This window comes from Streptomyces sp. 71268 (genome assembly GCF_029392895.1).
Taxonomy (GTDB): domain Bacteria; phylum Actinomycetota; class Actinomycetes; order Streptomycetales; family Streptomycetaceae; genus Streptomyces.
Map to the genome: position 1 here is coordinate 2,780,309 of NZ_CP114200.1, position 26,208 is coordinate 2,806,516.

Genomic DNA, 26,208 nt, shown 5'->3' on the forward strand with positions numbered 1-26,208 from the left:
GCCGCGCCCCCGTTCCGTGGAGCCGCCGACGAGCGGGGCGCCGGCGGCGCGCCGGCACTGGTGACGGGCCGCCCCGGCGGGCCGGGTGGCCCCGGGCGTTCCGGCCGCTCGGCGGGTGGGGCGGTCGACGCGATGGTGGGTCATCTCGCTTGCTCCTTGTGAGGGTTGCGCCGCCCCCGGCCCGGTGGGCCGGGAGGTGCGGCGGCGGAGGTCGTGGGTCGTGCGCCGGCTTGCGTGGCGCACGCGGTGCCAGCGGCGTGCGCCCTACGGGGACACGGCCGGGCCACGGGATCGCCGCGCCCAGCCCTCGCACGGCGCGGGGCTGCCCGCGCCGATCTCCCGTGGCACCGCGCCGCGACGGCGGACGCCGTCGGTCGCCGTACGCGTGGACGTGGCGTCCCGCACCGGGGTGCGGTGAGTGCCGGGGTCGGGGGCGGCGGGGTGACCGCCCCGGGTGGCCGGGCCCGTGTCGTACGCGCGCGGGCGTGCGCCGGCCGGCGGGTGGGTGTCGATGGCGTGCGCCCAGGGGCGGGTGAGCGCGCCGAGCGCGTACGCGCCCAGCACCAGCGCGCCGGTGGCGCAGGCGAGAGTGGTCACGGCCGCGGGCCCGCCGACCGCGACCAGGCGCTCGACCGGTCGGGCCAGCCCCGCGCACCGGGGCGCTTCGGCGGCCAGCGCGGTCGCCACCGCCAACGCCTCGATCCCGCAGGCCAGCGCGAGCCCGCGACGCGCGGCGCGGCGGAACCCGTGCGCGGCCAGCAGGCGCGCGACGAACAGCAGCAGACCGAGCGCGCCGGCGGCGAGCGCGGCCCCGGGTCCGAAGCCGGGTCGCGGCCCGAACCCGTGCCATGTCAGGGCGCACCAGGCCGTGGCGAGCAGCGCGCCGAGCGCGCACCCGAACAGCGTCAGCGCGCCCACGAACGCCCCGCGCGCGCCCGCCGCGAACGTCGCCAACTCCCGGCTCGCCCACAGCCCGTGCCGGGCGCGCGCGGCGAACCACCGCGCGCACCAGACGGCGGGCGGCCACGCGCCGATGAGCGCCGCCACGCCCACCGCGCCGGGCGCCACCTGCCGCCAGCCCTCGGACCCCCACCACGCGTGGAGTTCAGGCCACGCGTGGAGGTCGGGCCATCCGTGGAGGTCGGGCCACGTGTGCGGGACGGGCCAGCCGTCGGGGCCCGGGGGGCGTAGGTACGGCGGCTGCCCGGTGCGCCAGCCGGCACCGAGCGTGCCCGCGAGCGCCTCGGTGAGCAGCCAGTTCCCGCCCAGCAGGAACCCGAACAGCCAGCACCACCACACCGGCCCGAGCCCCCACCGCCACGGCACGCGGCGAGACCGACGCGACGCGGAGGCCGAGGCCGGCTCCCAACACCCCGCCTCGCGCCCCGGCGCACCGTCGCACCCCGAACCGCCCGCGCGCGGGCGGTTCGCGCGGGGGGTGCTCGCGCGAGGGCAGGCGGGGGGCGCCCCGGCGGCGGGCCGCGCCGGCGGACCGTACGGCGAGCCCCCGGGTGCGGCGTGCCCGCACGGCGCGTTCCCGACCGGGACGTGCCCGTATGGGGCGTGCTCGAACGGTCCGTACGCATACGGGGCGTACGCGTCGGCGTGCGAGGTGGGGTACGGGTACGCCGTGGCGGCGGGCGGGGTGGCGGGGCCGTACGGGCTGGCGGCGAGTGCGCCGAGGGGGCTGGTCCGGGTGGCTCTGGCGGTCGGCGGTGGTGCCGTGTCGTCCGCCAGTGCGCCGGCGCGCGGCGTTCTGGCGTACAACTCCTCGGCCAGCGAGAACACGTCGCGGTGCCGGTAGCGCGAGGCGGAGCGGTCGCCGACCCCGCGCGCCTCAAGTCCCGCGGCGATCTCCCACGGGTCGACGGCCCGCTCGCACAGCTCGCGGTGCTGGTGCAGCAACTGCCGCACCGGGTCGACGTACCTCCCGCGCCGCCGCTCCCCGGGGGCGCCCGGGCCCGGCGCGCCAGCGCCGGCCGACCGCGCGGGGGCGGGCTCCTCGTCGTCCGACTGCACGGGGGCCGGCCCACCTCCCTCCGACCGCCCACCGTCCGACGGCGCGGCGTCCGCACGCCCGACGGCCGTCGCGACAACCGACATCGCGGCGGACACCATCGGAGCGGGCGCCGCCGAGGCGGTCGGGCCGTCGTCGGTCGGGTCGGCGGGGTGGGGGCGTGGGTCGAGGGGGGCCGGGTGGCGGGGTGCGGAAGCGGACGGTTCCGCATCGGGCGGCGCGCCCCGCCCGCCGGGGGCACGCGCCTCCCCCGTGGTCTCGGCCGTCGGGCGGCGCTCCGTAGCGCCGGCCAGCGGGGCGGGCCCGGCGTGGTGCGCGGGGCGCGGGCCGCGCTCGGGCGCGGTCACGGCGGCGGGCGACGGGCTGGCCGCCGGCTGCGGATTGGCGGTGGGCGGCGGGTTAGCGGCGGCCTCGGCCGAGGGCGGGTTGTCGGGGGCCCGCTCGGGCGGCGTCATGCTTCGGCCCCCTTTCGCTTTCTCGATCGGCCCCGCGGCGCCTCAGCCACCTCGATACGGGGCGCGCCCGCGCACGCCGTCAGCGGCGGGGCCGCGGCGTCGGATCGCCTCGCCCAGTCCGGCGCGGCGCGGCCCGCTGCCTCGCGCGCCGGCGCGCCACCCGCGCGGCCCGGCGCCGTCCAGCGGCCCGGCACGTGTGCCTCCGCCGGGTGCGCGAACGGCAACGGGCCACCGTCGGCGCTCACCTCCGCGTCGGCGCGGCGCACCGGGGCGTGCGACATCAGCTCCAGGTAGATGCCGCGGAACGCCGCGGCGTTGTGCTCGGCGTCGAAGAGTTCCAGCGCCCGGGAACGGGCCGCGGCGCCGAGGCGCTCCCGGCGCACGCCGTCGCGCAGCAGCGTCAGACACGCCGCCGCCAGCGCGCGCGGGTTGCGCGGCGGCACCAGCAACCCGGTGCCCCCCACCACCTCGGCCACCGCGCCGACGTCCGTCGACACCGTGGCCCGCCCGTGGAGCATCGCCTCGACCAGCCCGACCGGGTCCCCGTCGGCCAGGCTCGACAGCACGACGACGCTGGCGGCGGCGTACGTCTCCGACAGGTTCGGCGCGTCCCAGTCGCCCAGCGTCTCGAAGGAGACCGGGCTCCGGCCCGCCGCGTGCGCGTGCGGCGCCTCGTCGGGGAAGAGTTGCGCGGCGAGCGCGGCGCACTGCGCCCGGTAGGCCGCCGCACCGAGCGGCCCGGCGCCGGCCCGGGGCCCGTGGCCATCGGTACCGGGCCACGGCCCGCGACCGTCGGCGCCGGCGCCGTATGCACCGCACCACGGCGCCCCGGCGGTGCGCCGGGCGTACCCGCCGGCGCCATGGCGCGCACCGGCGCGCGCCGCGCGGCGCCAGGCGCGACGCGATACGCCCTCCCGGCGCCCCCGCGCCACGCCGCCACTGACCGCCGCCGCGCATCCGAGGCCGATCCGCCCGGCCGCCGCGCAGCCACCACCGCGCGCCACCGCCACCGCGCAGGCCAACGGCGTCGCGGCGGCGTGCCCCGGCGGCCTCGCCGCGACCATCCCGTGCCCCGGCGGCCCCGCCGCGACCATCCCGTACCCCGGCGCCCCGTACCCCGGCGATCCGCACGCGACCGATCCGCACGCCAGCGATCCGTACGCCCCCACCTCACAGCCAAGCGACCCGCAACCGAGCCCGTAACCGAACGGGCCGGAGCCGAGCGGACCGCACACCGCCTCCGGGGTCGGCCGCCCGTGCGCCATCGCCAGCGGTGTGGGGGTGTCGAGGTGGGCCGTGTCGGGCGGGCAGGTGGCGAGGGCGCCCGGCGCGCCGGGGGCGGCCGGTCCGGTGTCCACGATCCGCAGTCGGGCGCCGGGCTCGTCGCGGCGCACCTCGGCGAACGCGTGCAGCAGTCCGATCAGGTCCCGCGTGGGCTCGACGCGGCCGACCCACAGCAGCGTGCGGCCGTCGTCGGCCGCGTGGTCGTTGCCCGTGCCGTCGTCGCCCACGGCGGCGAACCGGCGCGCGTCCAGGCCCGGGTAGACCGTCCGCACCCGCGCCGGGGCGGCGCCGCAACGCTCCTGCCAGCGTCGGGTGTGCGCGCCGCCGGCCGTGACGAGGTCGGCGCGCGCGTAGACCTCGGCGGTCAACTGGCGGTGGAACGAGGCGATCAGGGCGCGCACCGGCGCGGAGTGCGCGGTGTGACCCGGCGGCGACACCGGGTCGGTCGGGTCGGGGGAAAGGGAGGTGAGGTAGTGCTCGCGCAGCCGCGAGCCGTGCTCGGTGACCAGCAGCGGCGTCCCGAAGAAGCGCTTGGCCAGCAGTCCCGGCAGCGCGGCGAGCCCGCCCGACGTGGCGTGGCACAGGTCCACGCCGGCCAGGCCGCGCCCCGGCCACGGGCCCCCGGCCGCGTCGGGACCCCGCTCGGCCCCGTACCAGTCGAGCGAGAGCGGGCGCAGCGCGCGCTCCAGGTAGCGCAGGACGGTGAGCAGGTCGGCGACGCTCGCGCGGTGCGCGTCGCCCATGGCGCCCGGCGCGCGACAGGCGGCCTCCAGCAGCCGGGCCGCCGCGTCGGAGCGGATCGCCGACGCCAACCCGCCGCGCTCCCGGGCCAGTTCGGCAAGCCCGTAGAGGCCGTCGGCGAAGGTACGGGAGGGGACGGCGTACCCGCCGGGGCGCTCGGGGGGCGCGTCGGAACCGGGGGGACGTGGGGCGTCGTGTCCCACAGTGGCGAAACGGTCCGCCTGGCGCGCGCGGCGCGCCGCTCCCGCACGACCCCGCACCGGCCCCGCCGGCACGCCGCCACCCACGCCGGCGTCCGAGCCGGCGCTCGCCCCGGCCCGCGCACCGGGCTCCGCCCCGGCCTCCGTACGGGCCTCGCCGCCGGCCGCGCCGTGCGTTAAGGAGTCCGCCCCGACGCCGCACGCGACGCCCGTCGCATCGGCCTCCGCCACCTCGCCGCCCGACGCCCCGCCGCCCGGGATGTCGACGGCCGGCGGTTCGACGGCCGGTGGTTCGACGGCCGCCGCGCTGATGGCTCGCGCGAGGCGGCCGAAGTGCTGGGCGAACAGCGCGCGCTCGCGGCGTCGGTAGGGGCGCGCGGGGCCCGGCATCGACGCGTACGGGGGCTCGCCCCACAGCGGCGCGGTGCGCACCCGGCGCACCTGGCTCGGCAGTGGCAGCCAGCCGGCGGACTCCTGCCCGGCGCTACGGCTGAGCGCGCAGACCTCGAACTCGTGCTGGGCCAGCTCGCGTACGAGCCGGTCGCACCACCGCCGTTCCGCACCGTTCGCGTACGGATAACCACCTTCGGTCAGCAGTCCCACGCGCACGTTCGCACCCCGATCTCCCTGGTAGGCAGCCGCCGTGAGGCAGCGGCAGCACGCTATGCGCGGGGCGGGGCGGCGCGACGGACGGTTGTCCGTCGCGCCACCAGAAGGGGTGAACAGCCGTAACTTTTACGGCCAGTCGGCGTTGCGAGGCGCTATACGACGGCCCCCACCCGCTCGCTCGACACGGCCTCCGCCGGCCGTTCCGCCCCTGCCAGCAGGGGCACCGCCGCCAGCAGGGAACGGGTGTACGGGTGTTGCGGATCGTCGTACACGGCGTCCGTCTCGCCCTCCTCGACGATCCGGCCACCGCGCATGACGGCGACCCGGTCGCTCACCTGTCGTACGACGGCCAGGTCGTGGGCGATGAAGATCAGCGCGAGGCCCAGCTCGCGCTGGAGGTCGCCGAGCAGCCGCACGATCTGGGCCTGCGTCGTGACGTCGAGCGCGGAGACCGGCTCGTCACAGACGATGAGCCGGGGCTCGGGCGCCAGCGCCCGCGCGATGCCGACCCGTTGCCGCTGGCCACCGCTGAACTCGTGCGGGTAGCGGTGGTACCAGTCGGGGTCGAGGCCGACCCGCTCCAGCAGCCCGCGCACCCGCGCGACGATCTCCGGCCCGGTCAGCTTCCCCGCGGCGCGCAGCGGGTCGGCGATGGACTCGCCGATGCTGCGGCGCGGGTTCAGGGACGCCACCGGGTCCTGGAAGACCATCTGCAACTCGCTGCGGAACGGGCGCAGTTCGCGCTCGCGCAGCCCGCCGATCTCGCGGCCCCGGTAGCGCAGCGAACCGCCGGACGGCTCCAGGAGGCGGACGATCATCCGGCCCAGCGTCGTCTTGCCGCTGCCGGACTCACCGACGACGCCCAGCGTCTCGCCGGCGCGCAGCGTCAGCGAGACGTCGTCCACCGCGACCGTGCGGGCCCGCCGCTTGCCGAACTCCCGGCGCAGCCCGTCCACCTCCAACAGCAGTTCGGTCTCCGCCGCTCCGCTCGCCTCCCGGTCCGCCTCGGCGGCCGTGGCCGGCGCGGGGTGGGCGGGGCCCGTGTCCACCACGTGCGCCACGTCCGACGTCGCGGTCGCGGCCTTCGGCTCGCCACCGGGGGCGGCCTCGGCGGCGGCTCCGGCGACGGCTCCGGCGACGGTCGCGGGCGCCGTCCCGGCGGTGGTCCCGGCCTCGCTCCGGCTCTCCGCCGGCGCGGGGAACGGGACCCGGGCTCGGTCCCCGCGCGCCTGTTCGACACGTGGCACCGCCGCGAGCAGCGCACGGGTGTACGGCTCGCGCGGGGCGCTGAGCACCGCGTTGACCGGGCCGCGCTCGACCTCCCGGCCCGCGCGCATGACCAGCAGGTCGTCCACGCTGGAGGCGGCGACCCCGAGGTCGTGCGTGACCAGGAGCAGGCCCATGCCCGTCTCGGCCCGCAGTTCGGCCAGCAGCGCGAGGATCTGGGCCTGCACGGTGACGTCGAGCGCCGTGGTGGGCTCGTCGGCGATCAGCAGCCGTGGCTCGCACGAGAGCGCCATCGCGATCAGCGCGCGCTGCCGCATGCCGCCGCTGAACTCGTGCGGCCGGGACCGGGAGCGGCGCGCCGCGTCCGGGATGCCGACGCGGTCGAGCACCTCGACGGCGCGGGCGCGCGCCGCGCGCCGGGACGCGTCCCGGTGGTGCACCCGGTACACCTCGGCGATCTGGTCGCCGATCGCCAGGTACGGGTCGAGCGAGGAGAGCGGGTCCTGGAAGACCATGGCCGCCACCCCGCCGCGTATCCGGCGCAGCGCCGCGTCGTCGGCCGTGAGCACGTCCCGCCCCGCGACCCGCACCGCGCCGCTGACCTGGGCGCCGGTGCCTCGGTGCAGGTCGAGCAGGGCGAACGCCACGGTGCTCTTGCCCGACCCGGACTCCCCGACGATGCCGAGCGCGGCGCCCGGCTCCAGCGTGAAGGAGAGCCCGTCCACGGCCCGTACGGTCGCCGTCCCGGCGTCGGGCCCGGAGGCCGTGCCCCCGCCGTCCGCCGCCGGGAAGCCGACGCTGAGGTTCTCGACCCGCACCAGCGGCTCCGGCCGCGCCGTAGCCGGCTCGGGACCGGTCGCGGTCTCGATCGCGGTCTCGGTCGCGTTCTGCCCGGGCCCGGGCCCGGGTCCGACCTTGGTCGCGTTCCGCTCGGTTGTGGCCTCTACTGACCGTTGTTCGCTCATGTCAGGGTCACCCTCCGATCGGTTGCCGCATAGAGAAGGTCGGCGACGATATTGGCGATGACCACGGCCGCGCCGGTGACCAGCACGACGGCGACCACGACCGGCAGGTCGATGGTCCGCACCGAGTGCACCAGCAACTGGCCGAGCCCCGGCAGCCCGAAGAGCGTCTCGGTGAGCATCGCGCTGCCGAACAGCGACCCGAGGTCGAGCGCGGTCAGCGCGATCACCGGTGGCAGCGCCCCGCGCAGGGCGTGCCGCCCCACGATGGCGCGCTCGGAGACCCCGTAGGCGCGGAAGGTGCGGATGTGGTCGTCGGCCAGCGTCTCCAGCAGGGAGCTGCGGGTCAGCCGCGCGTACTTGGCCGACTCGATGAGCGCGAGCGCGGTCCACGGCAGCAGCATGTTCCACGCCCACTGCTCGGGGTTCTCGGTCAGCGGCACGTACGAGGGGAAGGGCAGCCAGCGCAGTTGGGCGCAGAAGAGCATGAGCAGCAGCAGCCCGATGATGAACACCGGCGTCGCCGTCCCCGCCAGCGTGAACCAGGTGAGCAACCGCTCGGTGATCCCGCCCCGGCGCAGCGCCGAGAGCAACCCGGTGCCGACGCCGAGGATCAGCCACAGCACCATGGCGCCGAGGGCCAGCGACGCGGTGACGGGCAGCCGCTGCGAGATCAGCTCGGTGACCTGCTGGTCGTTCTGGTACGAGAGGCCGAAGCAGGGGGCGTCGCAGTGCAGGACCGCGGTGCCGGTGGAGAAGTCCTGCCCGGCGAACAGGCCCTGGAGGAAGTGCCAGTAGCGCACCGGCAGCGGGTCGTCGAGACGCAGTTGGTCGCGGACCTGTGCCAGTTGCTCCGGGTTGCAGCGCGGGCCACAGGCCAGCTTGGCCGGGTCGCCGGGCACGGCGTAGAACATCGCGTACACGACGATCGACAGCACGAACAGCACCAGGACGGCGCCGGCCACCCGGCGCAGCAGATACGGGATCATGCCGGGCCTCCCTTCTGAGCGGTGCCAGGCGTCTCCGACACACCGGGCACACCGGCCCCGCCGGACGCACCGGCCTTGCCGGGTCCACTGGCCTGGCCGGACGCACCGGCCTCGCTGACCTTGCCGACCGCACCGGCCTTGCCGAGCGCGGCGACCGCACCGACCGCGCCGGACCTGCCCGCCTTGCGGGCGCGCCGCCTGCCGGCGCCGAGCCGGGACGCCTCGCGCGGGTCGAGCGCCACCCGCAGGGCGTCGCCGAGGACCGTGAACGCGAGCACGGTGAGGAACAGCAGGCCGGCCGGGAGCAGGACGTAGGCCGGGTCGGCCCGGAACCAGGTCGTCGCCGTCGAGAGCATCTGCCCCCAGGACGGCGTGGGCGGTCGGATGCCGACGCCGAGGAAGGAGAGCGCGGCCTCGGCCACGATGTTGCTCGGCAGCAGGATCGCCGAGTAGGTGATGACGGGCGCGGCGAGCGAGGGCAGCAGTTCGCGGCGGGCGACCCGGAAGGGCCCCGAGCCGCCGAGCCGCGCCGCGGCGACGAAGTCGAGCTTCTTCAGCGACAGCGTCTGGGCCCGTACCACGCGCGCCGTGCCGGCCCAGCCGAACAGCGCGATGACCAGCACGAGCAGCAGCGGGCGGGGGAAGTCCGCGGGCACCACGGCCGTCAGCGCGATCACGAACGCCAGCATGGGCAGCGCGATGAACACGTCGCTGACGTGGCTGAGCAGCCCGTCCACGAACCGGCTGCCGAACCCGGCCGCGATGCCGATGACCACGCCGATCAGCACCTGGAGCACGGTGGCGCCGACGGCCACCACGAGCGAGACGCGGGCCCCGTAGACGAGGCGGATGAACAGGTCGCGCCCGGTGCCCGGCTCCACGCCGAGCCAGTGCTCGGCGCTGACGCCGCCCCAGGTGCCGGTGGGCACGCCGCCACGGGCCGAGTCCACCAGGTCGTCGTGGTACGTGTTGGGGTCCTGGCCGGTGAGCGCCGACAGCAGCGGCGCGGCCAGGGCGAGCAGGACGAGCAGGGCCAGCCCGGCGCCGGCGACCACGGCGGCCTTGCGCGCCCGCAGCCGCCGCCACACCTGGCGGGCCCCCGAGGCGGGGGCCGGGGCCCCCGCCTGGGTCGTGACCAACACGTCGCTGGTCACGAGGTCTCCTCGCGGGCCGCGCGGGGCGCGACCCGTGCGGTGGTCGTGCGCACCCGGATCACCGGACCGCGACCTGCGAGACGTCGAGCACGCCGGTCCAGTCGCTGATCACGATGTTCTTGACGTCCTTGCCGTAGAGCCGCTTGTAGACCGGGTGGAACAGCGGCACGGACAGCGCCTGCTCGCCGATCTTCTTGTCCAGCGCGCCCCACCGCTTGGCCGCGGCCTTCAGGTCGGTCAGCTTGTTGATGGCGTCGATCTCGGCGTTGACGGCCTTGTCGTCGAGCTGCGCGTGGTTGTAGTTGGAGCCGTCCTTGACGATCTGGCGGCCGTCGTAGATCGGTGCCAGGAACGGGCCGCCGGCGGGCCAGTCGGCGCCCCAGGCGGCGAGGAAGAAGCCGGGCGCGTCCTTCACGCTCTTGGTCTTCTCGCTGTAGTCGTTGTCCTCCAGGCCCTGGAGCTTGACCGTGATGCCGGCCTTCTTCAGCCCCTCCTGTACGGCGGTGGCCACCTCGGGGCTGGTCGCGAAGTCCTTGGCGGTGGAGTGGGTGAGGGTGATCGTCAGACCGTCCTCGTAGCCCGCCTCGGCCAGCAGCTTCTTCGCCTTGTCCGGGGCGCCGGTGGGGCCCGCGGGGAAGTGGTCGTAGGGGGTGTGGCCGAAGAACTCGCGCTCGGGCAGGAAGGTGGTGGCCGGCTCGGCGAGCGAGGAGCCGCCGGCGGCGTTGACCACGCTGGTGCGGTTGATGGCGTGGCTGATGGCCTGCCGCACCTTGGGGTTGTCGAACGGCTTGACCTTCGGGTTGAACGCCAGGTAGTTGGTGTACCCGAAGTGCCCGGTGCCGACCCGGCCCGCCAGCTCCTTGTCGCCGCTGACCTGCGCGAGTTCGGCCGGGCCCAGGTTGGTGTCGGTGGTCACCGCGGCGGCGTCGGCCCCGGAGCCGGTGGACAGCCGCTGGTTGATGACGGCCGAGTCGAGCCCGGCCTTGACCTCCACCTTGTCCGGGTAGGCGTGCCGCTCCGCGTCGGTCTTCTCCGACCAGTGCGGGTTGCGCTCCAGCGTCATCCGCTCGCCGTCGCCGACGTTCTTGACGACCTTGTACGGGCCGGAGGAGATCGGGTGGTTCTCGTACGCGGTGCCCTTGTCCTTGTCCTTCGGCACCGGCGCGAACTGGGTCTGCGTCGCCACGAACGGGAAGTCGCCCTCGGGCTTGCGCAGGTGGAAGACGATGGTCTTCTCGTCGGGCGTCTCGATCGAGTCGAGCCCCTTCTTGTCCTTGTACGGGCCCTGGTAGGTGTCGCCGCCGATCAGCCAGTCGCGCAGGTAGGGCGCGCCGCCGGACAGCTCGGCCGCGAACGAGCGCTCGATGCCGTACTTGATGTCCGCCGTGGTGATCTTGGAGCCGTCCTCGTACTTGAGGTCGTCCTTGAGGGTGTACGTCCACACGGTGGCGTTCTTGCTCGGCCTGCCGGTGTCGGTGGCCAGGTCGGGCACGACCTTGGCGCCGGCCGCGCCGTCCTCGCGGTTGCGGGTGGTCAGGGTGCGGAAGACGAGCCCGGGGATGTTGCCGCCGCCCGAGGTGTAGAGCCGGGCCGGGTCGAAGTCCGTCTGGGCCTGGGAGTTGAGGATGGTGAGCGTGCCGCCCTTCTGGGGCGCGCCCTCGCTCCCGCCCCCGGCGCCCTTGCTGTCACTGTCCTCGGGTCCGCAGGCGGCCACGCCGCCGAGCAGAACGACGCTGACGGCCGCCGCGGCCACGCGGCGGGATATGAGGGGCAGTTGACGCATGACGAAGTACGCCTTTCGCAGCAGGAGGCATCCGGAGCGCGGCGGGCGGAGGTGGGCCCCGTCAGTCGACGGGTCGGACCGCCACCGGGCGGATGCGGAATGAGGGAGACGGCGGTGAGGCCGTGTGACGCGCGATGCGGTGCGCGGGCGGGGCGGGCCGGTCCTGAGTCCGCGTCAGGCGGAAGTCAGGTGACGCTGGCCCTGGCGACAGTGAATGTCGGCGACGGCGTGTCCGGTCACGCCAATGAGCGCCAGCTCGAAGCTGGCGATCTCGATGGCAGGACGACGCGACATGCGCAGAAGACTGAACGATTTTTCGCCACCTGGCAAAGATGTCTCATATAAGGAGACAGTGAGTATCGCCATGCGGGACGGCCGCCCGCCCGGCCAACGCCGCCCCACGCCCGCCGCAACGCGGCGCGTCGGCGAGCGAAACCCCTGGTGACGGGCGTGGCGGCGGCTCGCCCCACCGCCGAACGCCACTGGCGGAGCCGTTCCACCGCGCCGCGACGCACGCCCGTGGAGGAGCCCGTCGGCCCCGTTCGGCGACCGGCGCCGTGCCCCGCCACCGCCGCCTCCGTGACGCCAACGCCCGGGGCACGGAGCCCCCGCGCGCCGCGCGCCGCGCCCGCTACCGGCCTCGCTTGTCCTTCGCGCCGTCCGGGTACGGCCAGGCGTTCACCCGGCAGGTGGCGTCGTCGGTGTGCAGCAGCTTGGTCTGCTGCATCATCACCGGCGCCAGCGCCCCGTCGCTCGGGCACCCCTCGTGGTCCCGGCCGAGCCGGTGCCCCACCTCGTGGTTGATGAGCATCTGCCGGTAGACCGTCGTCTGGTCGTCGCGGAACGTCTTCGCGCCCTGGGCCCACCGATAGGCGTTGATCATGATGCGCTCGGTGGCCGCCGAGTCGCACGAGACGTTGTCCTGTGTGATGTCCAGGCCGGACTTGGCGCACCAGGTGGCCGTCGTCCCGGGGCTGGCCAGACTGATCACGAAGCGCGCCGACCCGGAGGAGACCCGCTCGAAAGTGCGCTGCCCGCCCCGGCCCCAACTGCGCTCATCGTTCAGTGTCTTGTGTACGGCCTTCGCGAACAGCTCTGCCTCCAGCGGCAGTTCGCTCTCCACGTCCACCCGGTAGCGCACCACCTCGCCCCGGCCCGGCGCCTTGTCGCCCCCCGGCACGGTGGTGAACTTGCCCGGCCCCTTCAGCTTCGGGTCCAGCGGGTACTTGGTCGCCAACTTCTCCTCGTACGAGGGCGGGGGCGGCGGCGGGGCCGGCGTGGGGCGCCCGTCCGAGCGCGACGCCTCGCCGCCCCCGGTCCGCTCCGTGGCGCCGCCGGGCTGGGCCGTGTCGGCGTCCTGCGGGTCGGCGGTCACCTGGCCGGCCACCACGATCGCGAGCACCGTGGTCACCGCCGCGGCGGCGATCCCGGTGAACGTGCGACCCCTGCCACCGGCCGGCGGCGCGGCGCGCCCGGCCCGTCCACGGCCGGGCCGCCCCGTGTCGTCACCGGCGCTCGCCGAGCCGCCGGCGGCCGGGTCCGTACCCTCGCCCGCTGGCTCGCGCGCCGGCGTGCCCGACTCCTGACGGTCCTCGGTCCCGGCCACGGCCTCCCTGGCCGAGGGCACACCGGCGCCCGCGGCCGGGCCGCGACGGCCTCGCCCGGTGTCCGCGTCGCCGGCCTCGCCGGCGTTGGGCCCGTCGAACGCCTCCAGGTACTCCCGGCGCGGCCCGGGAACGCCTCCGCGCACCGGCACGCGCCCCGCGTCCGCCGGGTCGGCGCCGGCCGCCCCGCGACCGGCCACGTTCCGACCGTCCGCGCCGCGACCGACCCACCGCCGAGGAGAGCCGCCCAACGCGCCCCAGCCGCCGGGCTCGCGCTGCTCGGGATGCCCACCGGGGCCGCCGCCGGTCGCGGTGCCGTCGTGCGCCGGGGTGCCGTGCGGCGGGGTGGTGGCGGGCTCGGCCGGGCCCCGCGAGCGCGGAGCGCCGACGCGCGGCACGCCACGGGCCGGGGTGCCGTCGGCGTACGGGACGCCGTGCGCCGGGGTGTCCGCGGGGGCCGGCGCGACGCGCGGTGCGCCCTCACCGGTCGCGGGGGCCGTGGCGGCCTGCGGGAACGTCTCTCCGTACCCCCCGGGCGCGGCCGGTCTGGGGCCGGGCGGCGCGGGGCGTGGGCCGGGTACGCCGGAGCGCCCGTCGCGGGGCCGCGGGCCGCGCGCGCTGTGCCTACCCACGCGCAGCAGCGCCCCTGCTCGCGCCCTGCCCCGCGGCGGGCCCGGTGGGCCGCGCCGGGCGCCGGCCCGGGGCACCCTCGGCTTCGTCAGACTCCACGGGCTCCACCTTCGCGCGCAGTTCCAGGTCGTTCAGCAGTTCACGGAAGGCTCGCGCCACCGTTTCGGGGTACTCCATCATCGCGACGTGCCCCGCGTCGAGGAGGGTCAGCAGCCGGGCGTCCCGGAAGGCGGCCTGTGCGCGCCGGGCCATCCGCAACGAGATGAGCTGGTCCCGCATGCCGTACACCAGCAGCGTCGGCGCGAGCACCCGCTCCGCCTGCCGCCACAGCGAGTGCTGGCCACCGAGGGTGTAGGAGTCGACCACGCCCCGCGCCGAGCGCGCCAGCACGTCCCAGAAGTACGGGAGGGCCAGCCGCCGCTCGAACTCGGCGACGGCGGCCGCCAGGTGTTGCGGGTCCACTCTCGTGGGATCGCCGTAACACAGCGCCAGCAGTTCGTGGGTGCGCCGCTCGGCCGTCCAGTCCCTGGTCAGGCGGCGGAAGAGGCGGGTGACGCCCGGCACCGCGAGCAGCGCGGTGGGCAGCGCCGTGCGCTGGGGCGGCACCTCGGGCAGCGCGGGCGAGACGAGGGTGACCGTGCGCACCAGGTCGGGCCGCGCGGCGGCGACCCGGGTGACGACCGCGCCGCCCATCGAGTTGCCGAACAGGTGCACCGGACCGCGCCCGCCCGCCTCGATGAGCCGGACCACGGCCCTGGCATGGCTCGCCAGCGAGTACGTGCCGTCCTCGGGCGGCGGCGAGAAGCCGAACCCGGGCAGGTCGACGGCCTCGCCGTCCACCACGTCCGTCAACTCGGCCATCAGCAGCGACCAGTTGTCGGAGGAGCCGCCGAGGCCGTGCACGTACAGGGCGGGCGGCAGGTCCGCGCGGTCGGGCGCCCGGGAGCGCACCGCCAGCGTGTACCCGGCCAGCCGCACCTCGCGCAGCCGCTCGCCGGCACGGGCCGGCTCGCCCGGCACCGACGCGGGCGCGCTGCACGGCCTTGGCGAGTCGGTGGAAGACATGGAGCAATGTTACGAGACGATCACGTGGCACGTTCGTGTGTTCGCCATCACGGGTACGAACGACCACGTCATCCGCCATTCCCCTTACCTCCCCCTTCCTCTCCGTACCTCCTCACTCGCCCCACCCGCCTGACGCGCCCCGCGCACCCCTGCCATACCGCTCCGAGCAGCGCGTCGGCGCCGTGCTGCGGAAGCGTGGCCGTGGGAGTGCGCCGGGCCGCGCACGCGGTCGCGGCGCATAGCGCGCGACAGCGACCCCTCGTAGGCTCGTATAGAGGGCGCTCGCCCTGGAAAGGGGAGCCATATGCCCATCGAGCCCATTGATCCGACCGATCTGACCGAGCCCATCGATCCCACCGATCCGGAGCACTTTCCCGACGAGGAGCCGACCACGGACACCGACGGCGACCGGAGCGTCGAGGCGCCCGAGGCGGACAGCGCCGAGCAGCGCGCCGCCCTCGCACCCGACCGGGACGAGCAGCCCATCGACCTCGACCCGACGGCGGCGAACCCCGCCGACGTCGCCGAGCAGCACCGGATCGTGGAGACCGACGAAGAGGACTACCGATGATCCATCCCTTTTGTCGGCTTCCCCCGGTGCCCGGTCCGTGAAATTCTCCGCACGGGCCGCGCGCGCCTCGGTTACCCAAAAGTACGATGGCGGGCGCGGTGAACACCGTGCACGGAACGACCCACCTGGGAGGCGGCGTGACAGCCATCGAGCAGACCGAGGCGCGCCCACGAGGCACGCGCCTGCCGCGCCGAGCCCGACGTCATCAGCTCCTGGGCGCTGCCCAGGAGGTCTTCGTCGCGCAGGGCTACCACGCCGCGGCGATGGACGACATCGCCGAGCGCGCCGGGGTCAGCAAGCCGGTGCTCTACCAGCACTTCCCTGGCAAGCTCGACCTCTACCTGGCCCTGCTGGACCAGCACTGTGAGGCGCTGTTGCAGGCGGTGCGCACCGCGCTCGCCTCGACGACCGACAACAAGCTGCGCGTCACGGCGACGATGGACGCGTACTTCGCCTACGTCGAGGCCGAGGGCGGCGCCTTCCGCCTCGTCTTCGAGTCCGACCTGACCAACGAGCCCGCGGTGCGCGAGCGCGTGGACCGCGTCTCGCTCCAGTGCGCCGAGGCGATCTCCGAGGTGATCGCCGAGGACACCGGGCTGCCGTCCGACCAGTCCATGCTGCTGGCCGTCGCGCTCGGCGGCGTCTCGCAGGTCGTCGCGCGCTACTGGCTCTCCAGCGAGAGCGACATCCCGCGCGACACCGCGGTGCAGCTCGTGACCTCGCTGGCCTGGCGGGGCATCGCGGGCTTCCCGCTGCACGGCGCGGACGGCCAGGGCCCGGAGGCGGGCTAGCCGTACCGACCCGCGGCCCGCCGGCCCGACCGGCGGGCCGCCCCCGGCACCGCGCCAGGCGCCCGCGCCGGCCGCCGTCACCGGTGGCCGGCGCGGGCGTCGCGCACGCGCCGGGCCGCTCGCGCGCCCGCGCGCGACGGTGATCGTCCACGGACCCCCGGACCCGCCGCGCGATGCGGCTAATGTGTCCGTACGGCGCGGGAACCGCGCACCTCTCCTGGCCGGTGGCCAGGGGAAACCCGGACCGTCGGAGGGACATGGCCGTGGAGGTCAAGATCGGCGTGCAGCACGCGCCTCGCGAGATCGTCTTGGAGAGCGAGCAGTCTGCCGAGGAGGTGGAGCGCGCCGTCGCGGACGCGCTCGGTGGCAAGGCGCAGTTGCTGAGCCTGGTGGACGAGCACGGCCGCAGGGTCCTCGTTCCGGCCGACCGGCTCGCCTACGTGGAGATCGGTGAGCAGTCGGCCCGCAAGGTCGGTTTCAGCGCGCTCTGAGACCCGGGCTCCGCTCTTCCGGCCCTCGGGCCACAGCAGTCCGGCCCTCGGGCCACAGCAGACGACGGCGGGGCCGGTGGATCAGTCCACCGGCCCCGCCGTCGATGTGTCGACAAAGATTGTCACCGGCGCGCGCAGGGTAGTACGGCTGGGACCGATTTGCGACTGCTCTACGGCTCGCGCGGGAGGAAAAGCACATGATCCTGGAAGCGCTCTGTTCGGTACTGATCGGCCTCGCCGTCGCCGTCGCGGCGCTCCGCTGGTTGCCGCGGCAACTGCCGTCGACCCCGCTGGTCCTGTCCACCGGCCCCGGCGCCGCGCTGTTCGGCGCCCTGCTCGGACACTCGGTGCTCGGCGACGGCCACCCCACGGCGACCCTGACGACCTCGCTGATCATGGCCGTGGCCCTGCTGTCGCTCCTCGTCCGCCGCCCCAGTGGGCGGCTGCGCCGCTCCGCGGCGGCCTGAGGAGCCACCGGAGTCCGACGGTCCAGTCCGACGGCTCAGCTCGACGACCAGGCACACACGCGCCCCGCGCCCCGGCCCCACGGCCGGGGCGTGCCGCTGTGCGGCCGGCCGCGTCAGGCCGAGAGGCCGAGCGCGGCCATCCGCTTGGTGTGTGCCTCGGTGATCCGCGAGAACATCCGGCCGACCTCGGCCAGGTCGAAGCCGTCGGCCACGCCGCCCACCAGCATCGTGGAGAGCGCGTCGCGGTCGGCGACCACCCGCTGCGCCTGCGAGAGCGCCTCACCCATCAGCCGCCGCGCCCACAGCGCCAGCCGTCCGCCGACCCGCGGGTCGGCCTGGATGGCGGCGCGCACCTTCTCCACCGCGAAGGACGCGTGCCCGGTGTCGTCCAGCACCTGGAGCACCAGGTCGCGGGTGTCGGTGTCGAGCCGGGTGGCCACCTCGCGGTAGAAGTCGCTGGCGATCGAGTCGCCGACGTACGCCTTGACCAGGCCCTCGAGCCAGTCTGACGGCGCCGTCTGGCGGTGGAACTCGTCCAGCGCGGCGGCGAAGGGCTCCATGGCCTCGTTCGGCTCCGCCTCGATCGCCGCGATCCGGTCCCGCAACCGCTCGAAGTGGTGGAACTCGGCCGACGCCATCTTCGCCAGCTCCGCCTTGTCGTCGATGGTCGGCGCGAGCTTGGCGTCCTCCGCGAGCCGTTCGAAGGCGGCCAGCTCGCCGTAGGCGAGGGCGCCGAGCAGGTCGATGACCGCGGCCCGGTACTGCGGCTCAGCGGACGCCTGCGCCCAGTCCTGGGCGGCGATACCGGTGCTCTCGGGGGCGTCGTCGGGCGTGCTGTCAGCGGCGTTGGGCGTCTCCATGACGCGCACAATAGTCCGCCTGGGGGCACGCGGAAGCCCCTGGTCAGCCCCGGCGGCCCCGGGCGGAGCGGAGTGTGTTCATCGTCGCACTCAAACAAGCCTCCGGATGGAGCGCCGTATCCGGGGTACAGTGGTAAAGAGCCCGCCCATTATCGGCGGGTCGTTCCACGCATGCGGATGCCCGGTCGGTGGCCCGATCGGCTCCAAATCGACCGCCCTCCACGCGGCGCGTATGAGACATACGTACGGCGAGAGGGAACCGCTCGCGGTGTGCGCGCCTGAGCGGAGGCAGTGGTCCCGCGCCATCCGGCCCGTCCCCGGTCGGCCAAGTACCCGGTGCGGTACGACCCCCTTCGCCGCCTCGCGCCGCGTCTCACAGAAGAGGCAAGCATCCTGTCTACGTTCAGAGAACTCGGGATTCTCCCCGAGACCGCCGAGGCCCTTGAGGCCGTCGGCATCACGTCCCCCTTCCCCATTCAGGAGATGACGCTCCCGGTGGCCCTCAGCGGCTCCGACGTCATCGGTCAGGCCAAGACCGGCACCGGCAAGACGCTCGGCTTCGGCCTCCCCCTGCTGGAGCGGGTCACCGTGCCCGCCGACGTCGAGGCCGGCCGGGCCACGCCCGACCAGCTCTCCGACGCCCCGCAGGCGCTCGTGGTCGTCCCCACCCGCGAGCTGTGCCAGCAGGTGACCAACGACCTGCTGACCGCCGGCAAGGTACGTAACGTGCGCGTCCTGTCGATCTACGGCGGCCGGGCCTACGAGCCCCAGGTCGAGGCGCTCAGGAAGGGCGTCGACGTGATCGTCGGCACCCCGGGCCGCCTGCTCGACCTCGCCGGGCAGAAGAAGCTCAACCTCTCCGAGATCCGTGGCCTCGTCCTCGACGAGGCCGACGAGATGTTGGACCTGGGCTTCCTGCCCGACGTCGAGAAGATCATCCAGTTCCTGCCGGCCCGCCGGCAGACCATGCTGTTCTCGGCGACCATGCCGGGCGCGGTCATCTCGCTCGCGCGCCGCTACATGTCGCAGCCCACGCACATCCGCGCCACCGCGCCGGACGACGAGGGCCAGACGGTCGCCAACATCAAGCAGCACGTCTTCCGCGCCCACTCCATGGACAAGCCGGAGATGGTCGCGCGCATCCTGCAGGCCGACGGGCGCGGCCTGGCGATGATCTTCTGCCGTACCAAGCGCACCGCCGCCGACATCGCCGAGCAGCTCTCGCGCCGGGGCTTCGCCTCCGGCGCCGTCCACGGCGACCTCGGCCAGGGCGCCCGCGAGCAGGCGCTGCGCGCCTTCCGCAACGGCAAGGTCGACGTCCTGGTCTGCACCGACGTCGCGGCCCGCGGCATCGATGTCGAGGGCGTGACCCACGTCATCAACTACCAGTCCCCCGAGGACGAGAAGACCTACCTGCACCGCATCGGCCGCACCGGCCGCGCGGGCAACTCCGGCATCGCGATCACCCTGGTGGACTGGGACGACATCCCCCGCTGGAAGCTGATCAACAAGGCGCTCGACCTGCCGTTCGACGAGCCCGAGGAGACGTACTCCACCTCGGAGCACCTCTACGAGCTGCTGTCCATCCCGGCCGGCACCAAGGGCATACTGCCGCGGGCCGAGCGGACCAGGGCCGGGCTCGCCGCCGAGGAGGTCGAGGACCTCGGCGAGACCGGCGGCCGGGCCGCGCGCGGTCGCAAGCCCGCCGCCGCCCCGGCGGAGCGCGAGCGTCCGGCGCGCACCCGCCCGCCGCGCCAGCGCCGGCGCACCCGCGGCGGCCAGGACCTGGACGGCGCGGCCGACGCCACGGCGACCGCCACGGAGGCCACGACCACGGCCAAGGCCGGCGAGGCCCTGGACGCGGCCGACGGCACCGCCGCCACCGCCGAGCCGGGCGTCGTGCGCCAGCCGCGCCGCCGCCGGCGCACCCGCTCCGGGGCCGCCGAGGCCAAGCCGGTGACGGACGTCGCGACCGAGGCCGGCGCGCCCGACAGCGCCGCCGGCGCCGAGGCCAGCGCCCCGGCGAAGCGGTCGCGCCCGGCCCGCAAGACCGCCGCGCCCCGTACCGCCGCGGCCACCACCGGCGAGGCGGGCGGCGGCGAGGCCGGCGAGGCCCCGGCCAAGCCGCGCCGCCGTCGCACCCGCAGCCGCAGCGCGGCCGGCTCCGAGGCCGCTCAGGAGAGCTGACCCGCGCACCCCGCACGGCACCGAGGCCGAGGGCCCGACGACGCACCCAGCGTCCCGGGCCCTCGGCCTTCGCGCTGCCCGCGCGCCCACCCGCACCCGCCGGGCGACTCCGTCGGCGCGCCCACCCGCGCCGGCCAAGGACCTCGCGCCGGCCGAACACCCCGCCCCGGCACCCGCGCCCGCGCGCGGGGAACGGCGGGCGCCGGGGCGGGCGCGGCGGGGCGAACCTCTGGCGAACGAGCCCGTTGCCGGCCGGCCGACGTCGCCACCCCGGGTTAGCCTCGACCGCATGAGCAGGCCGCCCCACCTCGACCTCCCGCCGCACGCCCGGGCCTACGCCCTGCCCACCGAGCGCGGCGCCTTCGCGGTGCACGACGCGCTGCCCGAGGGAGCGACGGTCGGGACGGCGCTGCTGTTGCCGGGCTTCACCGGCAGCAAGGAGGACTTCATCACGCTGCTCGCGCCGCTGGCCGAGGCCGGGTTCCGGGTGGTGGCCGTGGACGGCCGCGGGCAGTACGAGAGCGACGGCCCGGCCGACGAGTCGGCGTACGCGCGCGCGGAGTTGGCCCTGGACGTGCTGGCGCAGGCCGCCGCGGTCGGCGACGGCCGCCCCGTACACCTGCTCGGGCACTCGCTGGGGGGCCTCATCGCCCGCTCCGCCGTGCTGCGCGAACCGGCGGCGTTCGCCTCTCTCACGTTGATGAGCGCGGGGCCCGCCGCGGTGGTCGAGAGCCAGCAGGCCAGGTTGCGGATGCTGACCGAGGCGCTGGCGGCGTGGGAGATGCCCGAGGTGTGGCGGGCGATGCGGCGGCTCGATCCGCCGGAGGCCGCCGACGCGAGCGAGCCGGCGGCCGTGCGGGAGTTCCTCCAGCGCCGCTGGCTGGCCACCCGCCGGGAGCAACTGGCGGGCACCGCGCGGCAGTTGATGACCGAGGAGGACCGCGTGGCGGAGCTGGCCGAGGTGGCGTTGCCGATGCACGTGCTGTCCGGCGCCGTCGACTACGTCTGGCCCGTGTCGCGGATGGACGCGATGGCGGCCAGGCTCGGGGCCCACCGCACCGTGATCGACGGCGCGGAGCACTCCCCCGCGGTCGACCGGCCGGCCGAGACGGCCCGCGCCCTGGTCGACTTCTGGCGCGCGGCGGGCCCGCGCCCCGGCGACCGCGCGCCGGGCGCCGCCCGGCCGAGCCCGCGCGCGCCCGCGCCCTGACCGGCGCGCGACCCGGCTGCCAATCCGCCAATATTCCCGCTCTGACCAGCGGAAATCCGTCGCCGCCAGGGCCTGACCGCGACGGTTGCGGTCGGCGGTCCCGGCAGGTCACGCTTCATGACGCTCCGTGTACCGCGGGGTTACAGGACTCGTCGTCCCCGATGACCCGGTAGAAAGCGAGAGGTCCGATGCGGGCAGCGTTCATGTACGAGGCCGGAGACCTGCGTGTCCTGGACGCGCCGGACCCGGTGATCGAGCGGCCAACCGACGCGGTCGTGCGCATCCTGCGCTCCTGCGTGTGCGGCACCGACCTGCACCCCTACCACTCCATGACCGCCGACGAGGCGCCCCGGGCGATGGGCCACGAATTTATCGGCGTCGTCGAGGAACTCGGCTCCGACGTCTCCGGCTTCCGCCGCGGCGACCTGGTGGTCTCCCCGTTCTTCTTCGCCGACAACACCTGCGAGTACTGCCGCGCCGGCCTGCACACCGCCTGCCCGAACGGCGGCTGGTACAGCGCGGACGGCGTCAACGGCGCCCAGGCCGAGGCCGCGCGCGTCCCGCAGGCCCAGGGCACGCTGGTGAAGCTGCCGGCCGACGCGGACGACGCGCTGCTCTCGTCGCTGCTGACCCTCGCCGACGTGTACGGCACCGGCTACCACGCCGCCAAGCAGGCCGGCGTGCGCCCCGGCGACACGGTCACGGTGATCGGGGACGGCGCGGTCGGCCTGCTCGCCGTCCTGTCGGCCAAACAACTCGGCGCGGAGCGGATCATCCTGATGGGCCGCCACAAGGACCGCACCGACATCGGCCGCCTCTTCGGCGCCACCGACGTCGTCCCCGAGCGCGGCGAGGAGGGCATCGCCACCGTCCGCGAGCTGACCGGCGGCCACGGCACGCGCGCCGTCCTGGAGGCCGTCGGTCACCTGCCGGCGTACGAGATGGCCGTCGGCGCCGTGCGCGCCGGCGGCGTGATCAGCCGGGTCGGGGTGCCGCAGTACGAGCAGGCGCCGGTCGGCTTCGACAGCCTGTTCGGCTCGAACGTCACGCTGACCGGCGGGCCCGCGCCGGTGCGCGCCTACATCGACGCGCTGTTGCCCGGCGTGCTGGACGGCACGGTCGACCCCGGCCGCGTCTTCGACCGCACCCTCTCGCTTGAGGAGACCCCCGAGGCGTACCGGGCGATGGACCGGCGCGAGGCGCTCAAGGTCATGATCACGCCCTGAGCCACCGCCGCGGGCCACGGCCGCGTGGCGGCCCGCCGTGCCCACCACGCGCGGCGACGGGCCCCACGCGGGCGGCGCCGGCCCGCCGCCACGGGCCCGCCGACGCCCGCGCGAGGCCCGCGCGGCGCTTGTCCAGGGGTCAGTACTGCGCCTGCAGGTGGTCCCAGAACCCGTCCCGTACCGCCCGGCGCAGGTCGGCGTGGGCCCGTAGCGAGAGCTGGAGCAGCGCCTCGGCCTCGATGAGCAGCTCCTGGTCGACCGAGCCCGGCAGGTAGGGGTGGCCGGGCAGCAGGTCGGCGAGGGCGCCCCGGCCACGGCTGGCCAGCCACTGCGCGGCGACCTGCGCCCCGACGAAGCGCACGTCCTCGCGGCTGGGCAGGTGGCCGGGCCCGGCCTCGCCGGCGAGGTCGGTGACCACGGCCCGGCGCATCACGTACGGCTTGCAGAACTCCAGGTCGAAGGTGCGCTGGCTGTCGACCTCCCAGAGCAGCGGCTCGGCCTGATTGCGCCCGGTGGCCGCCTCGATGCCCCACAGGTGCACCCGGGCCCCGTAGCCCTGGGCCGCCTCCACCGCCGAGACCAGGTCCTCGTCGCCGCCGACGAGCACGGCGTCGCCGATCGCCCGGTGCCGCGCGAGGGACTCCAGGTCGGTGCGGATCAGCGAGTCGACGCCCTTCTGCTGGTTGTTGGCGTTGAGGTTGCCGAGCCTGACCTTGACGTCGGGCAGCTCGGCGATGCGCTGCTGTTCGGTGGTGTGGATGCGCCGGCGCGCGCCGTCGTACCAGTACACCCTCAACAGCCGGCTGTCCGGGAAGATCGTGCGGGCCCGGTCGATGTACGCCTCGATCAGGCCCTCGGTGTCCAGTTCGAAGGCCCTGCGGTCCTCGGTGCCGGTGACCAGCCGGCCGGCCGCCGCGTACACGTACCCGGCGTCCACGAAGATCGCGTGCGTGGAGGGCGTCGTGGCGACCTCGGCCAGCACCCGCTGGAGCAGTTCGTTGGTGCGCTCGATCCCCGCGGCGATCGCAGCCAGATCGGCCCCGCCCGGGGGCTCGACGTCATGCATGGCGGCCCCTTCCGGGCCGTGACGCAGCAAACAAGACCACTCCTGTTACGTGCCAGTAATTAGCATGTCGAAAAATTTCCTTAGCGTAGGGAATGTTTGCTCGGGGCAACTCGTTGTTCCCATGTGAACGCCTCGCAAGGTGGCGAGGCGTTCGACTACTCACAGTTCTCCTCAGGAGGATCAGACGAAGGGAGAAGCCTTGCGCTTCGAGATCATGCGCCTTGACGACATCGACGGCACCGCCGTGGAGAGCACTGTCGTGGACGCCGCCTCCGTCAACCGGATCGTGCAGCAGGCCGCCTCCGTCGGCCAGCGCATCTACATCCGTCCAGCCGACTCCGCCGCCCGGTAACACGACCGGTCGCCGCACGACGACGCAGCCCATCGCGAGGCGCCCCCGTACCACCACACGGTACGGGGGCGCCTCGCGTCGTCGTACGCCAGCCGCCGCAGACCCCTCCCCACACACTCCCCGCGTCCGGCGCGAGCCTTCGCTCCCCCGGCGCGTACGCCCGCGCATCGAGGCGCGGGCCCGGCGCTCGACGCCTGCGAACGCCCGTCCGAACGACGACCGCGCCCCGACCCCGGGGACACGGGATCGGGGCGCGGCGGTACGGGCGGCGGGCCGTGGGCGTCAGGCCGCCTGGATGAACTGGGTGATCCCGTTCGCGATCTGCTGGACGGCGATGGCCGAGAGCATCATGCCGGCCAGCCGGGTCACCAGCACCACGCCGCCGTCCTTGATGACCCGGATGATCAGCAGCGAATAGCGCATGACCAGCCAGAGCACCACGTGCATGGCCACGATCGCGGACCACACCGAGAGCTGACCGCCGAACCCGTCGGCGTGCTGCACCGCCAGGATCACCGAGACGATCGCGCCGGGCCCAGCCAGCAGCGGCATGCCCAACGGCACGAGCGCCACGTTGACGTCCTTGGTTTGGGTCGGCTCCTCGGACTTGCCGGTCAGCAGGTCGAGGGCGATGAGCAGCAGGAGCAGCCCGCCCGCGACCATCAGCGCCGGCACCGACACGTGCAGGTAGTCCAGGATCTGCTGGCCGCAGATGCCGAAGAGGGTGATGACGCTGAACGCCACGGTCGCCGCCTGCCACGCCATCTTGCGCTGCACCTTCAGGGGGCGCCCGGAGGTCAGCCCGAGGAAGATCGGCGTGATGCCAGGGGGGTCCATGATGACGAAGAGGGTGAGGAAGAGGGAGCCGAAGAGAGCGAAGTCGAACACGATGTGCCTTGCGAGGAAAGAGCCGGGGCCTGGGACAGGCCAGGGGGCGGAGCGGATGGGACAGGGCCGGACGAAACGAACGGGAGGGGGACGAGGGAGGTGAGGGCAGGGAGACGTGGGGGCGGTAGCGGGGCGCCCCGCGGGGGCCCGTAACGCGCCGACGGCGGGGGCGCGGCCCCGCGCACGCCGGCGGGCGCGACCACGCCGGCACCAAGGCGCACACCGGACCCCACCCAATCGGGCGAGGGCGCGGCAGGGCGCGCGGGACGCGTGTCAGTGGGCGTGTGACGGCCGCTGACGGCCTGGAGGGCGGGGCCGCACCCGGCACGAAGCGCGGGGCCGAGCGGTGGCTACGGGGCGCGGACGGGCTCAGCCACCGGTGCCCGGCACCGGGAAGGCGCCGGTCGCACGGCGGATGATCTCGCCGTAGACCTCCGGGTCGGTGGTGTACTCGCCGAGGCGACAGGTCTTGCGGCTGCCGTGGTAGTCGCTGGAGCCGGTGGCGAGCAGTCCGAGGTCGGCGGCGAGGCCACGCAACGTGTCCCGCGTCGGCTCGTCGTGGTCCATGTGGTCGACCTCGATGCCGTCCAGGCCCGCCGACGCCAGCTCGGCTATCGCGCTCTCGGGCACGCACTGGCCCCGCTTGAGCGCCAACGGGTGGGCGCAGACGGTGACCCCGCCGGCGGCCTTGACCAGGCGGATCGCGTCGAAGGGGTCCAGCTCGTGCTTCTCGACATAGGCCCGCCCGTCGTTGGCGAGCCACTGCGGGGTGAAGGCGTCGGAGACGCTGGGCACGATGCCGAGTTCGACCATGGCGGCGGCCACGTGCGGCCGGCCGACCGCGCCGTCGCCGGCGATCCGCGCGACCTGCTCCCAGGTCACGGGCGCGCCGAGGGCGCGCAGCTTGTCCACCATGGCCCGGGCGCGCGGCACCCGGTCGTCCCGGACCAGCTCGCGCTCGCGGGCCAGCTCGGGCTCGTGCGGGTCGAAGAGGTAGGCCAGCAGGTGCAGGCTGACGCTGTCGGGCGCGTCGCCCTCCGCGCCGGAGCCGCCGGGCAGCCGCAGCCGGCAGGAGAGTTCGGCGCCGGTGACCAGGGTGAGCCCGGCCGGCAGCGCCCGGCGCGCCTGGTCGTACCCGGCGACGGTGTCGTGGTCGGTCAGCGCGACGACGTCCAAACCGCTGGCCGCGGCGTTGCGCACCAGCTCAGCGGGGGTGTCCGTGCCGTCGGACGCGGTGGAGTGGGTGTGCAGGTCGATGCGCACGACGCGGACTCCAGGGCGGTCTCGGGGGACGACGGGGGACGTCTTCACTGTACCGGGGCATAGCGGCACCTCCGGCCACACAGTCGTACGAGAGGAGCACCCCGCGCCCGACGGGT

20 protein-coding genes and 1 pseudogene are annotated in these 26,208 nt (G+C 75.2%); 8 read left to right on the forward strand and 13 right to left on the reverse strand.

The genetic code is table 11. The features are described 5' to 3' along the window. Positions 1-264: 264 nt before the first annotated feature. From OYE22_RS10145 to OYE22_RS10180, 9 genes and pseudogenes are all read right to left on the reverse strand, one after another. A complete protein-coding gene (locus OYE22_RS10145) occupies positions 265-2,472 on the reverse strand; it encodes a hypothetical protein (RefSeq protein ID WP_277324439.1) in 2,208 nt (735 codons plus the stop codon). After that, a complete protein-coding gene (locus OYE22_RS10150) occupies positions 2,469-5,306 on the reverse strand; it encodes a DUF3492 domain-containing protein (protein ID WP_277320098.1) in 2,838 nt (945 codons plus the stop codon). Before OYE22_RS10150 ends, OYE22_RS10145 begins: the two co-directional genes overlap by 4 nt. Positions 5,307-5,458: 152 nt before the next feature. Then, positions 5,459-7,498, reverse strand: a complete 2,040-nt coding sequence (locus OYE22_RS10155; protein ID WP_277320099.1) for an ABC transporter ATP-binding protein — start codon at positions 7,496-7,498, stop codon at positions 5,459-5,461. Further along, positions 7,495-8,484 carry an ABC transporter permease gene (locus tag OYE22_RS10160; RefSeq protein ID WP_277320100.1) on the reverse strand — a complete coding sequence of 330 codons (990 nt, stop codon included), beginning with the start codon at positions 8,482-8,484 and terminating at the stop codon, positions 7,495-7,497. The genes OYE22_RS10155 and OYE22_RS10160 overlap by 4 nt, the downstream gene beginning before the upstream one ends. Next, positions 8,481-9,572, reverse strand: a complete 1,092-nt coding sequence (locus OYE22_RS10165) for an ABC transporter permease (protein WP_277324075.1) — start codon at positions 9,570-9,572, stop codon at positions 8,481-8,483. Before OYE22_RS10165 ends, OYE22_RS10160 begins: the two co-directional genes overlap by 4 nt. Before the next feature lie 124 nt (positions 9,573-9,696). After that, positions 9,697-11,421: an ABC transporter substrate-binding protein gene (locus OYE22_RS10170; protein WP_277320101.1), complete on the reverse strand. Its 1,725-nt coding sequence runs from the start codon at positions 11,419-11,421 to the stop codon at positions 9,697-9,699. Positions 11,422-11,628: 207 nt separating this feature from the next. After that, positions 11,629-11,715, reverse strand: a pseudogene (locus OYE22_RS33400) (Ms4533A family Cys-rich leader peptide); the annotation flags it as partial. Between the two features lie 337 nt (positions 11,716-12,052). Further along, on the reverse strand, positions 12,053-13,657 hold the full coding sequence (locus OYE22_RS10175) for a DUF3152 domain-containing protein (protein ID WP_277320102.1): 1,605 nt from the start codon (positions 13,655-13,657) through the stop codon (positions 12,053-12,055). Further along, complete coding sequence (locus OYE22_RS10180; RefSeq protein WP_277320103.1) at positions 13,650-14,720, reverse strand: alpha/beta hydrolase; 1,071 nt, start codon at positions 14,718-14,720, stop codon at positions 13,650-13,652. The genes OYE22_RS10175 and OYE22_RS10180 overlap by 8 nt, the downstream gene beginning before the upstream one ends. Before the next feature lie 304 nt (positions 14,721-15,024). Here OYE22_RS10180 and OYE22_RS10185 point away from each other — a divergent pair, with 304 nt between their 5' ends. The 4 genes from OYE22_RS10185 to OYE22_RS10200 all read left to right on the forward strand — a co-directional run bounded on the left by OYE22_RS10185 (position 15,025) and on the right by OYE22_RS10200 (position 17,040). Then, entirely contained in the window at positions 15,025-15,291 is a 267-nt protein-coding gene (locus OYE22_RS10185; protein WP_277320104.1) for a hypothetical protein, read from the forward strand. A 137-nt stretch (positions 15,292-15,428) separates the two neighbouring features. Continuing rightward, on the forward strand, positions 15,429-16,082 hold the full coding sequence (locus tag OYE22_RS10190) for a TetR/AcrR family transcriptional regulator (RefSeq protein ID WP_277320105.1): 654 nt from the start codon (positions 15,429-15,431) through the stop codon (positions 16,080-16,082). A gap of 263 nt (positions 16,083-16,345) precedes the next feature. Next, on the forward strand, positions 16,346-16,573 hold the full coding sequence (locus OYE22_RS10195; protein ID WP_277324076.1) for a DUF3107 domain-containing protein: 228 nt from the start codon (positions 16,346-16,348) through the stop codon (positions 16,571-16,573). A 197-nt stretch (positions 16,574-16,770) separates the two neighbouring features. Beyond that, positions 16,771-17,040: a hypothetical protein gene (locus OYE22_RS10200; RefSeq protein WP_277320106.1), complete on the forward strand. Its 270-nt coding sequence runs from the start codon at positions 16,771-16,773 to the stop codon at positions 17,038-17,040. Positions 17,041-17,153: 113 nt separating this feature from the next. Here OYE22_RS10200 and OYE22_RS10205 read toward each other — a convergent pair whose 3' ends face one another. Beyond that, the gene (locus OYE22_RS10205; protein ID WP_277320107.1) at positions 17,154-17,900 is read right to left on the reverse strand and encodes a ferritin-like fold-containing protein; all 747 of its coding nucleotides are present in this window, start codon (positions 17,898-17,900) and stop codon (positions 17,154-17,156) included. A 483-nt stretch (positions 17,901-18,383) separates the two neighbouring features. Here OYE22_RS10205 and OYE22_RS10210 point away from each other — a divergent pair, with 483 nt between their 5' ends. From OYE22_RS10210 to OYE22_RS10220, 3 genes are all read left to right on the forward strand, one after another. Then, positions 18,384-20,087, forward strand: a complete 1,704-nt coding sequence (locus OYE22_RS10210; protein WP_277320108.1) for a DEAD/DEAH box helicase — start codon at positions 18,384-18,386, stop codon at positions 20,085-20,087. A gap of 289 nt (positions 20,088-20,376) precedes the next feature. Continuing rightward, positions 20,377-21,297: an alpha/beta hydrolase gene (locus OYE22_RS10215; protein ID WP_277320109.1), complete on the forward strand. Its 921-nt coding sequence runs from the start codon at positions 20,377-20,379 to the stop codon at positions 21,295-21,297. A gap of 188 nt (positions 21,298-21,485) precedes the next feature. Next, a complete protein-coding gene (locus OYE22_RS10220; RefSeq protein WP_277320110.1) occupies positions 21,486-22,523 on the forward strand; it encodes an alcohol dehydrogenase catalytic domain-containing protein in 1,038 nt (345 codons plus the stop codon). Between the two features lie 139 nt (positions 22,524-22,662). On the opposite strand, the gene OYE22_RS10225 is transcribed toward OYE22_RS10220, so the two are convergent. Continuing rightward, complete coding sequence (locus tag OYE22_RS10225; RefSeq protein WP_277320111.1) at positions 22,663-23,589, reverse strand: NYN domain-containing protein; 927 nt, start codon at positions 23,587-23,589, stop codon at positions 22,663-22,665. 199 nt (positions 23,590-23,788) lie between these two features. Here OYE22_RS10225 and OYE22_RS10230 point away from each other — a divergent pair, with 199 nt between their 5' ends. Then, positions 23,789-23,941 carry a hypothetical protein gene (locus OYE22_RS10230; RefSeq protein WP_176163936.1) on the forward strand — a complete coding sequence of 51 codons (153 nt, stop codon included), beginning with the start codon at positions 23,789-23,791 and terminating at the stop codon, positions 23,939-23,941. Between the two features lie 282 nt (positions 23,942-24,223). Here the strand turns inward: OYE22_RS10230 and OYE22_RS10235 are convergent, their stop codons facing one another. Together OYE22_RS10235 and OYE22_RS10240 are read right to left on the reverse strand one after the other, a co-directional pair. Next, a complete protein-coding gene (locus OYE22_RS10235; RefSeq protein ID WP_176163935.1) occupies positions 24,224-24,829 on the reverse strand; it encodes a MarC family protein in 606 nt (201 codons plus the stop codon). Between the two features lie 369 nt (positions 24,830-25,198). Next, a complete protein-coding gene (locus tag OYE22_RS10240; RefSeq protein ID WP_277320112.1) occupies positions 25,199-26,092 on the reverse strand; it encodes a PHP domain-containing protein in 894 nt (297 codons plus the stop codon). Between the last annotated feature and the right edge of the window lie 116 nt (positions 26,093-26,208).